Genomic DNA, 13344 nt, shown 5'->3' on the forward strand with positions numbered 1-13344 from the left:
CAATGGCTAAAGGACTTTTAATCGATACCGTCAAGTGCACCGGTTGCCGGGGTTGCCAGGCAGCCTGCAAACAGTGGAACTTGAACCCGGGTGTTGAAACCGTGTTCAGCCCCACTCTGACCAACCCGGTGGAGACCAACGCTTACACCTTTGTCCATGTCGAATTCTTCGAGAAGGAGAAGGCGAACGGTGATCTCGGCTGGCACATGGTTTCCAAGAGATGTATGCATTGCATCAACCCAGCCTGCGTATCCGTATGCCCGGTAGGGGCGTTGCAAAAATTGGAAAACGGTCCGGTTGTCTGGGAAGAGGGCCGCTGCATCGGCTGCCGCTACTGCCAGAACGCCTGCCCGTTCGACATCCCCAAGTACACCTGGTACGACCAGGATGGCAAATCCGATCCCTGGCCAAAGATCGCCAAGTGCACCCTGTGCTGGGATCGGCAGGCGACCGGAACCCCCTCCGCGGAACCGGCCTGCGCCAAGACCTGCCCGCCCGACGCCATCCGTTTCGGCGAGCGTGAAGAACTCCTGGCTATCGCCAAGAACCGTATTCAGAAGAGTCCGGACAAATACTTTAATCACATCTACGGCGAGAATGAGGTCGGCGGTACCCAGGTGATGTTCATCTCCGCTGTATCTCCGCAGGACATCGGCTTTCCCGAAGTGGAAACGGAAGCTTACCCGGATTTCACCTGGGAATTCCTGTCCAAGATCCCGTACGAAGTGGCGGCACTGGGCGCCGTACTGGTGGGCACCTACGCCTTCCGGTCCATGCGCATGAAAGGCAGTGGCGCCGGCGATAGTAAAACTTCAACAAAAGGAGGCGTTCATTAGCGTGAACAACAGAAACGTACCCCTGTTTAGTTTCTGGGGCGTTGTCCAGATCCTCCTTGGTCTCGGCGCCATCGGCGTCGTGGTGGCCAAGCTGGTCTGGGGCCTCGGAGCGGTCACCAACCTTTCCGATAACTGGCCGTGGGGCCTGTGGGTCGCCTTCGACGTCGGCGTTTACATCGCCAGCGCAGCCGGCGGTTTCGTCCTGGCCGCCCTGGTTTATGTCTTCAAGATCGAGGCTTTCCGGCCGCTGGTCAAACCAGCGATCCTCATCGCCACCCTGGGCTACACCATCGGCGCCCTGGGTATCGCCGTGGATCTCGGCCGCAGCCCGCTCATCGTCCATCCGCTGTGGATGTGGCAGCCCTCCTCCATCATGTTCGAAGTGGCCTGGTGCGTCATGATGTACCTGACGGTCCTTTACTTCGAATTCAGCCCCAACGTCTTCGAGCGCTTCGGCCTCAAGAACGCCGCCAAGATACAGCACGCCGTGGTTATCCCGCTGGTTATCTTCGGCATCCTCCTGTCCTTCCTGCACCAGTCATCACTGGGCGCCCTGTTCCTGATCACTCCCGATCAGCAGGCACTGTGGCATCTGCCGCTCATGGGCTACCTCTTTGTTATCTCCGCCATGTCGCTGGGCCTTTCAGTGCTGACCTTCTTCAGCGTCATCATCGCCAAGTCCTGGAAACTGACGCTGCGGCTGGATCTCCTGCCCAAGGTCATGTCTATCGCCGCCTTTATACTGGCCTTCTACCTAGGCTTGCGCTTCTTCGACATGGCACGTTCAGGAAGTTTCTCAGCCTTCGCCTTCGATGAATTCGGTCTGCTCTTCCTGGCCGAGGTCGGCCTGGGCATGATCGTACCGATCATCCTCATCGCTATGAAAGGCGTCCGGGAGTCCCGTTCCGGCCTTTTGTGGAGCTCCGGGCTGATCATCATGGGGCTAATGCTCAACCGCATCAATACCCTGGTGATCTCGCATGCCCCGGCCCGGGTCGGCAGCTATGTCCCCACGGTGTGGGAATTCATCTTCACCCTGGGTCTGATCGCCGGAGCGATGTACGCCTTCCGTCTGGCCGCGAAATACCTGCCGCTCTTCTCCGAGCAGAAGGCCGGCCTGCCTGAATCAGTGGCCAGAACCAATCCTGAGGTTGTACCGGCCTAGTGGGAAAGCTGGACTATAAGCGCTGCCGCGCTGAGCTTAAGCGCTACGAGACCGAGCAACCCCAGGCGGGCGCGCTCACAGGCCTCAGTAATTCGATACTGGATATCCAGGAGTCGGTCCGAGCAAGTCTCGGGCCGGCTCCTGCCGTCTCCGCCGAGGCCATGAGCAACATGAATGCGGGAGTCCCGGCGATGGGCGGTAAGAGCCCGGTCATGCCGGGGGGCATCTTCCGGCCGGCCGCTGAGAAGCTGGCCGCGGTATTCACCAACACCGCCGGGGCCGCTTTCCCCCTGGATCGCATCCTGGCGCTGCCACAGCTCCAGGGAGACGATGTCTCCGCGGTGGCCGACGATCTGCTGGGAGGCCAATTGGATCTCGACGCCCTGGCTGAAGGCAGCGGCTTCAACGCCGAAACCATAGCTCTGTTCCTGCACAGCCTTTTCGTGCCGTTTTTCGAGCGGGAAGCCGAGCCCTACTCCCAGGCAGTCCTGGACCGGGAGATTAAATGGACCAGCGGCATCTGCCCCGTCTGCGGCGCTCCGCCGCGGTACGCGGTTTACTATGATGATAAAGGCTATCGGAAGCTATATTGCGGTCTCTGCCGCACCCAATGGCCTTACCCCCGCCACAAATGCCCGGTCTGCGAAAACCTGAAGGGCACCGCTTTGCGGATAATGACCCTCGGTGAAGACCAGGCACACATGGCAGAAGCCTGCGAATCCTGTAAGTCTTATATCAAGGCGACCGATGAGCGAAAGCTGTTGCGTGAATGTCTGCCGGTAATCGAGGACGTTGTCACAGCAGCGATCGATATCGCAGCCACGAAGGAAGGCTACAGCCGGGCCGCGTAAATTCTCCTGTAAGTCATAAGAAGGCGTATCGATGAATCGATACGCCTTCTTTGTTTTACCGGCAAAGACAGGAATTGCCGACTATTCAGATTTAAGCCGCACCCGCCTTTATGCTATATTATGCTGAACGATCATTCAGGGAGAGCGTCCAACATGATTTCAAAGATATTGGTTGCCAACCGCGGCGAGATTGCGATTCGGGTCATGCGAGCCTGCCGTGAACTCGGTATCAAAACGGTGGCTGTTTATTCCGAGGCTGACCAGGACGCCTTTTTCGCCAGCTACGCCGATGAAGCCTACCTGCTGGGACCGGCGCCGGCCACCCTGAGCTACCTCAATATGGATAAGATCATCGAAATAGCCAGGGCCTCCGGCGCCGAAGCCATACACCCCGGGTACGGTTTTCTATCCGAAAACCCCGCCTTTGCCCGAGCCTGTGAGAAAGCCAAGATCCTTTTCATTGGTCCCCCGTCCCACGTGCTCGACCTGACGGGCAACAAGATCACCGCCCGCGAGGAAGCGGTCAAAGCCGGGGTGCCGGTGATCCCCGGCACCGGTGAATGTCCCGCTGATTTCTCCCACCTTCAGGATGAACTCGGCGATATCGGCTACCCACTCATCGTCAAGCCGGCTGGCGGCGGCGGCGGTATCGGCATGGTCATCGCCCGGAACGACGCCGACCTGCAGCGCGCCCTGTGTTCTTCCCCGGAGATGGCGAAAAAGTATTTCGGCGTGGCCAGCGTGTATGTCGAAAAATACATTGAACGGCCGCGTCACATCGAGTTCCAGATACTGGCCGATAACCAGGGTAATATCATCCACCTGGGAGAGCGTGAGTGCTCCATCCAGCGTTTCCACTCCAAGGTGATCGAGGAATCCCCGTCACCGGCGCTGACGCCCGAGTTGAGAGCGGAGATGGGCGCGGCGGCGGTCAACCTGGCACGGGCTATCAAATATGTGGGCGCCGGTACGGTGGAGTTCATCTATTCCGAAGGGCGTTACTACTTCCTGGAGGTCAACGCCCGCATCCAGGTGGAACACCCGGTCACCGAGATGATCACCGGGATCGACCTGGTCAAGGAACAGATCAATATCGCCACCGGACTATCTCTTTCCATCAAACAGGAAGATGTAAAAACCAACGGTTGGGCTATCGAATGCCGCATCAACGCCGAAGATCCACTGCGGAACTTCATGCCTTCACCCGGCAAGCTGGCGGGTTACCGCTCGCCAGGCGGTATCGGCATCCGGGTGGATTCCGGTGTGCATAACGGTTACACCATCCCCGACTGCTACCACCCCATGATCAGCAAGCTGGTAGCCTGGGGCCGCGACCGCAACGAGGCCATCATGCGCATGCGGCGGGCGCTCAGCGAATATATCATCCTGGGCGTGGACACCAACCTCCTGCTGCATAAGGCGATACTGGAAAATTCCCGCTTCATCGCGGGAGACCTGGACACCGACTTCATCAGCCGTGAGATATCCCTCCTGGCCGACATGCAGCGTATCAGGGAGCGGGACAAGAACATCAACGTGCGGATGGAGCAGATCTTCGTCCGGCCGAAATAGGAAAATGACAGGCGGCACAGAACAATCATCGAACCGGGGCATGATCTCGGATAAAACCCTGCTCTACATCGGAGCACATCCGGACGATGAAAGTTTCGGCCCCGGCGCCACTCTGGCGCACTATGCCGCAAAGGGGATGAAGGTCTACTACGCTTGCGCCACACGGGGTGAGGCCGGCACCATCGACCCGCAATTCCTTACGTCCGGCCTGACGACCACCGGCGAAGTCCGCTGGGCGGAACTCGAATGCGCTGGAAAGGCCCTGGGGCTGGCTGGTATCTTCCACCTGGGCTACCGGGACTCCGGTATGGCCGGCAGCGCCGACAATGATCATCCGGACGCCCTCTGCAACGCTCCAATCGAAGCAGTCACCGAACGCATCGTCAAGATCATTCGTGAAGTCACCCCTCAGGTCATCCTCACTCACGACCCATGCGGCGACTACGGCCACCCCGACCATATCGCCATACACAAGGCAGTTACCGCGGCTTTTCACGCCGCCGGCGAGGGAAGCAAGTTTCCGGAATCAGGCGCACCGTTTCAACCGATGAAGCTTTATTACAGCGTCTTCCCCCGGAAACTCCTTAAAACGGCGGTGAGATTGCTGCCACTCTTCGGACAGGATCCGAAACGCTTCGGACGCAATAATGACATCGACCTGACCGCACTGGCAGGTGAAAACCTGCCCGTAAACGCGATCGTGAGCCTCGATAAGTGCGACCTCGAAGCCCGGGACAAGGCTTCAGCCTGCCACCGAAGCCAACTCGAGGGAGGTCCGCCCCGGCGCGGCCTTTTAAAAATCCTCGACCGGATCACCGGCAGACGCGATACCTTCACCCGCGCCCATCCTCCCACGATCGATAAGCGAGAAAAGGATTTGTTCGAAAGGGTCTAATTATCCCTTCGAAAAACCTTACTTCACTCCCCAACCCAATATAGACAATTATAAGTATTTCAAAACCTTGCACCAATTATTGTTAACTGTTATAATCCGGGCAATAGGATTTCTTTGTACCTTAACACAGTACACCCACACCTCATGCTGAGAATCTTAGCCCGCATCCGGCTGGAGGTTCTCAATATGGCACCTTAAGCCTGTCGTTACCACCCCCCATCTCAAGCGACATTAACGGATTTGTTGTCGCTTTTCGGCAGCGCCTTCCAAGACTTCAATACAAGGAGATTCAAAGGATGGCTTTATGCACAACCGATACATATTTTAGAAATTGGATGCTATTAGACCATTCCCGTTCCTATCCAGATTTGACCTGCAGGGAACTGGGTGAACAATTCGGACTATCACCCCAGAGAGTATCACAACTGCTCAGAATCCATTCCTGCAAACAACTGATCCAGCGCCGCAACCAACTCCTCTTGCGCTATCATGAAAAGCACATCATCTCAGGCGACGGTGTTCAGGGTGAACTGTTTGCCCTGACTCGCGGTAAAGACTACTACAGAATTCAACAAGGTATCCGTAACTGCACCTGCGTGGTATGTCCGACTAAAACTTTGCCCAGCATCCCTGATTCCAGCGCAGGCAACTTTACGGAACAGACTAAGGAGGTTGAAGATGTTTAACACCATCTCCAATACCGAACCTAACCCTGTCGGGGAGTTGGTTCTTTCTGACAATAATGTTTGTGGCGGCCAGATCAAGGTTTTCCTGATCGATGATCAACCTATCGTGCGAACCGGTTTGAAAACCCTGCTTCAGGAGGAGCCGGATTTGATTTGCGTCGGAGAAGCCGACGGGAACTGGGGAGCTCTCCAACTGATAGAAGAAGCCAAGCCGGATGTGGTGGTTGTGGAAAGTGAGCTCAACAGCGTGGATAGCCTGGAGATCGCCAAGGCTATCATGAAAAACACTCTGAATACGGAAGTCATTATTCTGACTAACCGCGGCGATGAATTCGGTTTAGTGCACGCCATGCAGTATGAGATAGCGGGATTCATCACACGAAAGAGTTCAAAATCGCTCATCGCCAACGCTATTCGCTCTATCGCCTGCGGGGGTGGTGTATGGGATAAACAATTACTCAGAAAAGCCATCAGACTGCTCCAACTTCCTAACAGCGTGCTCACCAATCCTGAGACCGGGGAAAAGCTTTCCAACGCGGAAGTTATAAACCAGCAATTAACGTCCAAAGAGTTAAGTACACTTAATTTGATCGTAGAAGGACGCACCAACAAGGATATTGCGCTCAAACTGGGTGTTTCCGAGTCATCGGTCAAGGGTTATGTTACCAAGATAATGCAGAAGCTGAACGTATCCAACCGCACCCAGATAGCCCTCAAAGTGACACAACTCAACGAAAGCTAACTCATAATTTCAGCCGCAGGAACCGGACACCTAACCGATAATCCCAAGGACAACCGGATCAGAGGGGCACCTACAAGCCTCCACGGATTCTCTTTTTATCTTCCCATCCACAATGCAGTCAAAATCTTAGAACCATCCGAACGTCAGAACCTATCGAGACCCAGTGTCTGTTGTTCCCGTCCGTCCCAACGACAACCACAATAATCCACTGTAGTGTTGACGACCGGAATCGTTGTTAGGGATATAAATTATAGGGGTTATTATTCTCTAATATTATATACGTATAATGGCGTATATACATCCACCTTAAACTAGTATATACTATAACAGTATAAAGAAAAGTTACCAGTCACCTTTTTGCCTGCGTCATCACTGGTGACATTCAAAGGAAGGAAGGCAGGAATGCAATTGACATCCGGAAGAGACCGGATGGCACCGGGAAAGACCGACACCATCATAAATCTAAGTAAGGAGTAAAGAATGTCTGGTTTTCATTCAACAGTAAGCAGAAGAGAATTCATGAAGGCCCTCGGCCTGACCGGCGCCGGACTCGGCGCTGCCGCGGCCCTGGCGCCGGCCATTCACGATGTTGACGAGCTGATGTCGGCGCCGACCTCGCTCAAGAATTATCCCTGGTACGTCAAAGAGCGCGAACATCTGGATACCACCACCGAGACCGACTGGGACCTGTTGAAGCGCTGGGACAACCGCTTCAACGCCCAGAGCACCTATGCCAAATCGCATTATCCGTCCAACGCCGGCACTGCTGACCGCGCTGCCAGCGGCACCGCCAGACGGAACGAGCGCTACGCACAGAATCTGCCCGGCTATGATCATAAATGGCGCGCCCTGAACGCTGCCAAGAGCGACAGTAGCGAAGCTCCCTCCTACGGTTTCGCCGGTTTCACCGATCATGAAGAGGCCGGTTCTTCCAACGAGGACCTCGGCCTGCCTAAATGGAACGGTTCCCCGGAAGAAAATTCCCGTCTGTTGATGGCCGCCATGAGGTTCTTCGGCGCCTCCATAGTCGGTTTCGATGAGTTCGACACCAAATATCAGACCAAGCTCGCCCGCCTCTGTACCAGCTCCGGCAACAACGCCGTCTATCCTGCCCTGCCGGATCCGGCCAGGGCTCAGTGGTACGAGTTTGCTAATACACCGGACGGCCGGGCTTACGAAACGAAGGACGCCGGTGGCACCCACATGATCAGCCCCGCCACCGGGACCTACTTCATCTCCTGGGCTACCTCCCAGACCCCGGAACTGCGCGGCACCAACGGCATCCTGGCCAATGGCAATAACCCCACTATCAGCAAATGGCATGAGAACATCAAGGTCCGCCTGGCCAGGTTCCTGAACGCCCTGGGTGGCTTTCAGGTATACGGCTTGACCGGCGACCAGAGCTTCGTCGTCAGCTCAGAGCTCGGCATCGTGCTGACCGGCGGTGGCGAGGTCTCCCGCCAGCAGCTGTACTCCAACGACATCGACCTGGGCCCCAACCACAACTCCGCCAACATGATGACCAACTTCCCACTGGCCCCGACCAATCCCATCGACGCCGGCATGTGGAAGTTCTGCCTGTCTTGCGGCATCTGCGCCGATCAGTGCCCTTCCAATTCTATCTCGACCGCCAAAGAACCCACCTGGGAAATCCCGCCCATCGAAGGACTGCCCAACGTGACTAAAGTTCCGGGCGCCAAGATGTTGTGGACCGATATGATCGGCTGCCGCAACTACACCTCCCAATTCGACGGCTGCGCCCCGAAACTGGTCCGCCCCAATGACTACGGCGGCGGCCGGTCTTGCTTCTCCGTCTGCCCCTTCGGCGGCGACCGCATGGCGATGGGACACAACGTGATCCGGACAGCAATGGCCACCACAACGCTACTCAATGGTTTCATGGCCAGCATGGCGGACGTCTTCGGTACCGGCCAGACCGCCCTGCGCCCGGATGAGTGGTGGGATATGGGTCTGCCGGCTTTCGGCTTCCCGACCCACATCCAGGCAACCAAGGGTCAGTGGAAGATGTAAGGTTCCCCGCAAGGGAAATAAATAAGTTTAAAGAGGTAACTTAGTATGTGGTTTATCGCTGCTCTTATCGTCGGTACCGGCCTTACCGCTCTCGCCTTCTGGCTGCGTGGCAAGGGTTTCAAGTTCGCCTGGTATGAGGCCCTCATCGCCGTTATCGGCGTGGCCCTGCTCCTCTTCGGCATCCAGAACTACTTCGGATTCACGTCCGAGTTCGAGTCCGATGCCGCCACCACGGCCCTCCTGCTCATGGGCATCCCGGCTCTTATCCTCCTGGCTGTATCCGGCCTGCTGATCAGCCGCAGGAACAAGACTGCCTAGCCTAAAAGAGTAATCACAGGAACAACCTGATCAGGGGGGAGGCCTGTAGGCCTCCCCCCTGATCTTTTTGCTTAAAATAAACTATCCTTAAAGAAACCTCTGAAATACTCCAGGTTTTTCGGAATAAGAACCTTTGAGATTCTTCGTTGACGCTCAGAAAGACAGTCCAAGGGACTGCGTCTGGAATAAAAACGGATTTATTCAGAGGATCGTTAATAGTACCCGAATAATCGTGACTTCATTCAAACGTCCCAATTCTGCTGCATCAGACCAATTTATATTGGCTATTCATACTTTCGTCTTACTTTTTTCATACTAAAGTTATCATCCATAATGCTTAGGTCTTCTAGTACTTTAGGACGATGTTTTATGCCGGTTGAAGGTTTAGAATATTAACAATGTCTATAACGAGGCGCCAGCTATCACCGTTATAACGCCAATTAATCAGCTAATGTCGATTAAGGAGGCTATCCATGTCTTTGGCCTTCGGGAAAGACCGGATGACGATCGGAAAAGACCGGTAAAGTCCAAATCAAAGAAAGGGAGAAGAAATGACCAAGTTTCATTCAACAGTTAGCCGCAGAGAATTCATGACCGCCCTCGGCCTGACCGGCGCCGGCCTCGGCGCCCCCGCCGCGGTCGCCCCCGCCGTCCATGACCTCGATGAGCTCATGGCATCACCAACTTCCACCAACTCGCTGCCTTGGTATGTCAAGGAACGCGAACTCATGAACCCCACCACCGAAGTGGATTGGGATGTCCTGAAACGCGCCGACAACCGCTACAACGTCCAGGGTCAACCCACCCGCTCCTTCTATCCCTCTTTCGCCGGAACCGCCGACAGGTCGGCGAAAGGCAGCGCCCGAAGAGACAAGCGCTATGCTGATGACGAACCTGGTTACGACCTCAAATGGCGGGCTCTGCAGAATGGCAGAAGCGCCGGCGGCTCACACCCTGCTTGGACCCATGCCGGTCTCGAAGAAACCGAACTGAAAAAAGCGCCGACCCCGGCCGAAATGGGCAAACCCAACTGGACCGGCACCCCGGAAGAGGCCTCCCGCCTGGTGATGGCCGCTATCCGCTATTACGGCATGGCCTTGGTCGGCTTCGCCGAGTTGAACAACACCTATCGCAACAAACTGGTCATGGAATACACCAGCACCGGTAACGGCAGCACCAACTGGGACGATCCCAAGCTGCAGAATCCTGAAGCCTGGGAACGCTACGTTTACGAAGATGTGCCCAAAGCCTACCGCGAAAAGACTTCCGCCGGCGGCTACAAGTGCGCCATCCCCACCAAACCCCTCTCCATGATCTTGTTCGGTTGCCCGCAGACACCCGAAGCCCGCAAGACCAATGCAATTATCGCCAATACCAACGCCACCATCCCAGATAACTTCCACGGCATCATCGAATCCCGCCTGTCTAAGTTCCTCCGCTCGCTGGGTGATTACCAGATGTTCGGTAACTCCGGTCATCAGAGTATGCCGGTAACCGCCGGCGTTGCCACCTGCCTGACTGGCGTCGGCGAACAAGCCCGCCAGAACAACTACGCCCTGAGCTTCGAGGTCGGCCCCAACTATAACCCGCTGACCCTGCTCACTGACCTGGTGCTGGCTCCCACCAAACCCATCGATGCCGGCATGTGGCGCTTCTGCCACGGCTGCGCCATCTGTGCCCACCAGTGCCCTTCCAACTCCATCTCCACCGACAAAGAACCCACCTGGGAGATCCCGCTGACTGAAGGCAAGAAGACCCTTTACAAGAATCCCGGCCCGAAACTGTTCTGGAGCAATATCGTCGGCTGTCGAAACTACACTTCCGAGTTCGACGGCTGCGCCCCCAAGGATGTCCTGGGCGATGCCGGCGGTGGCCGGTCCTGCTTCGGGGTCTGCCCATTCGGTGAGGACAGAGCGGCCATGGCTCACGAACTCATCCGCACCACCGCCGCTCACACCGGTATCTTCAACAGCTTCTTCGCCAGCATGGCTGACGTCTTTGGTACCGGCCAGGCTGCCCTGCGCCCGGATGAGTGGTGGGATATGCAACTCCCAGCCCACGGTTCACCCACCCACATCCGCGCCACCAAGGGTCAATGGAAGATGTAAGGACTCCCTCAAGAGGGAAATAAATAAGTTTAAAAGAGGTAACTTAGTATGTGGTTTATCGCTGCTCTTATCATCGGTACCGGTCTTACCGCTCTCGCCTTCTGGCTGCGTGGCAAGGGTTTCAAGTTCGCCTGGTATGAGGCGCTCCTCGCCGTTATCGGCGTGGCCCTTCTCCTCTTCGGCATCCAGAACTACTTCGGCTTCACCTCCGAATTCGAGTCTTCCGCCGCCACCACGGCCCTCCTGCTCATGGGCATCCCGGCTCTTATCCTCCTGGCTGTATCCGGCCTCCTGGTCAGCCGCAGGAACAAGACCGCCTAGTCCAAAGGCAATCTGGCAAACTGGGGAGGCCTTTAAGACCTCCCCAGTTTTTTATTTCGAACTCTCCACCGCTACGCAGCAAATCCTCCAGTTCTTGATGATCCAGTTATCCAAGTAAAAATATTAATCCCCGAACGGGAACTCAGATTGACACTGTCAAGGCGAAATTGTATCATTAATAACAAATATTAGCTTATGATTAACAACGTGAAAACAAATATTTATCATATTTCATACACTCCGGGATTTAAATTCGTTTGCCTTCATTTCTGGGGCTGCAACATGGAATGCAAGGGTTGTTTGTGCAAGAGAGAGATATGGGATTCACTCTTAAAGGAAAACCTGCTTACGCATCTGAATGACCCCCCGAAAGAACCTGCAGCGCCTCCGGAACGATTTTTGAATCTGGAAGAGGTGATGCAAATACTGAGCACGTTGGACGTAGCCCTGGTTAGATTGGAGGGGATGGAGCCAACCATCGACCCGCAATACCTCCAACTGACCGAGGCCATACACCAGAGAATCGGATGCCGTATCGTAGTTGCCACCAATATCTGTGAGTTGCCTTCACTCGAACATACCGACATGGTGGTCGCCGGCATCAACGCTATAACAGACAGCCTCCACAAGGAATACACCGGCATCTCTAACAAGAATATCCTGGAAAACCTGGTCAAGGTTTACGAATCAGGTAAAAGGCTGGAGGTCACGTCCCCGTTCATTCCCGATTACATCGGTCTCGAGGAGACGGAACGAATCGCCAAATTCATTGCCGGTATCGACAAAAACATCTCATATGTTATATTCCCCTATTACAAGGCCGGAGATAATCCCTGGCGGCGGCCTACCCACGAAGAGATGGATCAGGCGGGCGAGTTAGCTAAAAAGTATCTCACCAATGTCCGGTATTATTATGGAGATGAAGAGCTGGATTTTCAGGTAGACACCATCGTCCCTGACGCCGCCACTTTTCAGAAGATCGTTGAAAGCCGAACCCACTAGAACCTTTGCCGCGTTTATCGCGCACCCGGCGAATGCCAGTATCAAGTCTATTTTTCAGAATTATTAAACCATGAAGACAAACATCTATCATATAGGATACACCCAGGCAATCAAAGAAGTCTCGATATTCTTCTGGGGCTGCAATTTCAAATGCAAAGGGTGCCTGTGCCACAAAGAGATCCGCAATTATCTGCTTAAAGAGAACCTGCATCTTTTTAACGAAGAACCGAAAGGAATCGCTCCGTTTCCCGATAAATTCCTGGACGTCGATGAAGTGGCGCAAGCCCTTGAGGGATTGGATTTTAACCGTGTGCTTCTGGAAGGTCAGGAGGCGTCACTCGATCCGGCATACCCGCTATTGACTGAAACCCTCCACAAGAAATTCGGTAGCCGTAATATCCTGTGCACCAACGCCTACAAAATACCGTCGCTGGAACATACGGACGAATTACAGATTGGCCTGAAGGCTTTTACGGACAGGGTGCACCGTGACTACACCGGGAAGTCAAATAAAAAGGTCCTCGATAATTTTACCTCCTTGTATCGATCAGGCAGGAAGCTGACAGTGTCATCGATCTTCATCCCGGAATATATCGACGCTGAAGAAACAGAGCGCATAGCCGAGTTCCTCGCCAGTCTGGATAAAAATATCCCCTACCATATACTGGCCTACTTCAAAGCCGGCGATAGTCCCTGGCGAAGGCCGACACACGATGAAATCGATCAGGCTGCCAGCCTGGCAAGAAAACACTTGAACAGGGTCTGGGGCTGGCGGGGGGATGAAGAAGTGATGCACGCGATGAAGAGGATTTTTTAA

At 55.0% G+C, this 13344-nt stretch carries 13 protein-coding genes; all 13 read left to right on the forward strand.

Going from position 1 to position 13344, the window contains the following annotated elements:
- Positions 1–2 precede the first annotated feature (2 nt).
- The 13 genes from ABFB09_RS01725 to ABFB09_RS01785 all read left to right on the forward strand — a co-directional run bounded on the left by ABFB09_RS01725 (position 3) and on the right by ABFB09_RS01785 (position 13344).
- Positions 3–836, forward strand: coding sequence for a 4Fe-4S dicluster domain-containing protein (locus tag ABFB09_RS01725; protein ID WP_346999421.1), 834 nt, complete (start codon positions 3–5; stop codon positions 834–836).
- Position 837: 1 nt separating this feature from the next.
- Entirely contained in the window at positions 838–2001 is a 1164-nt protein-coding gene (nrfD, locus tag ABFB09_RS01730) for an NrfD/PsrC family molybdoenzyme membrane anchor subunit (protein ID WP_346999422.1), read from the forward strand.
- Positions 2001–2852: a formate dehydrogenase accessory protein FdhE gene (locus tag ABFB09_RS01735; RefSeq protein ID WP_346999424.1), complete on the forward strand. Its 852-nt coding sequence runs from the start codon at positions 2001–2003 to the stop codon at positions 2850–2852. The genes nrfD and ABFB09_RS01735 overlap by 1 nt, the downstream gene beginning before the upstream one ends.
- A 153-nt stretch (positions 2853–3005) precedes the next feature.
- Complete coding sequence (locus ABFB09_RS01740) at positions 3006–4424, forward strand: acetyl-CoA carboxylase biotin carboxylase subunit (RefSeq protein ID WP_346999426.1); 1419 nt, start codon at positions 3006–3008, stop codon at positions 4422–4424.
- Between the two features lie 4 nt (positions 4425–4428).
- A complete protein-coding gene (locus ABFB09_RS01745; protein ID WP_346999427.1) occupies positions 4429–5319 on the forward strand; it encodes a PIG-L family deacetylase in 891 nt (296 codons plus the stop codon).
- 296 nt (positions 5320–5615) lie between these two features.
- On the forward strand, positions 5616–6005 hold the full coding sequence (locus ABFB09_RS01750) for a hypothetical protein (RefSeq protein WP_346999428.1): 390 nt from the start codon (positions 5616–5618) through the stop codon (positions 6003–6005).
- On the forward strand, positions 5998–6747 hold the full coding sequence (locus ABFB09_RS01755; RefSeq protein WP_346999430.1) for a response regulator transcription factor: 750 nt from the start codon (positions 5998–6000) through the stop codon (positions 6745–6747). The genes ABFB09_RS01750 and ABFB09_RS01755 overlap by 8 nt, the downstream gene beginning before the upstream one ends.
- Before the next feature lie 480 nt (positions 6748–7227).
- The gene (locus ABFB09_RS01760; RefSeq protein ID WP_346999432.1) at positions 7228–8778 is read left to right on the forward strand and encodes a reductive dehalogenase; all 1551 of its coding nucleotides are present in this window, start codon (positions 7228–7230) and stop codon (positions 8776–8778) included.
- A 45-nt stretch (positions 8779–8823) separates the two neighbouring features.
- Positions 8824–9096, forward strand: coding sequence for an LPXTG cell wall anchor domain-containing protein (locus ABFB09_RS01765; protein ID WP_346999434.1), 273 nt, complete (start codon positions 8824–8826; stop codon positions 9094–9096).
- Positions 9097–9647: 551 nt separating this feature from the next.
- Positions 9648–11204: a reductive dehalogenase gene (locus tag ABFB09_RS01770; protein ID WP_346999436.1), complete on the forward strand. Its 1557-nt coding sequence runs from the start codon at positions 9648–9650 to the stop codon at positions 11202–11204.
- 48 nt (positions 11205–11252) lie between these two features.
- A complete protein-coding gene (locus tag ABFB09_RS01775; RefSeq protein WP_346999437.1) occupies positions 11253–11525 on the forward strand; it encodes a dehalogenase in 273 nt (90 codons plus the stop codon).
- 282 nt (positions 11526–11807) lie between these two features.
- Positions 11808–12527: a radical SAM protein gene (locus tag ABFB09_RS01780; protein ID WP_346999439.1), complete on the forward strand. Its 720-nt coding sequence runs from the start codon at positions 11808–11810 to the stop codon at positions 12525–12527.
- 70 nt (positions 12528–12597) lie between these two features.
- The gene (locus tag ABFB09_RS01785) at positions 12598–13344 is read left to right on the forward strand and encodes a radical SAM protein (RefSeq protein ID WP_346999441.1); all 747 of its coding nucleotides are present in this window, start codon (positions 12598–12600) and stop codon (positions 13342–13344) included.

It is taken from the genome of Dehalogenimonas sp. THU2 (assembly GCF_039749495.1).
Lineage (GTDB): Bacteria > Chloroflexota > Dehalococcoidia > Dehalococcoidales > Dehalococcoidaceae > Dehalogenimonas.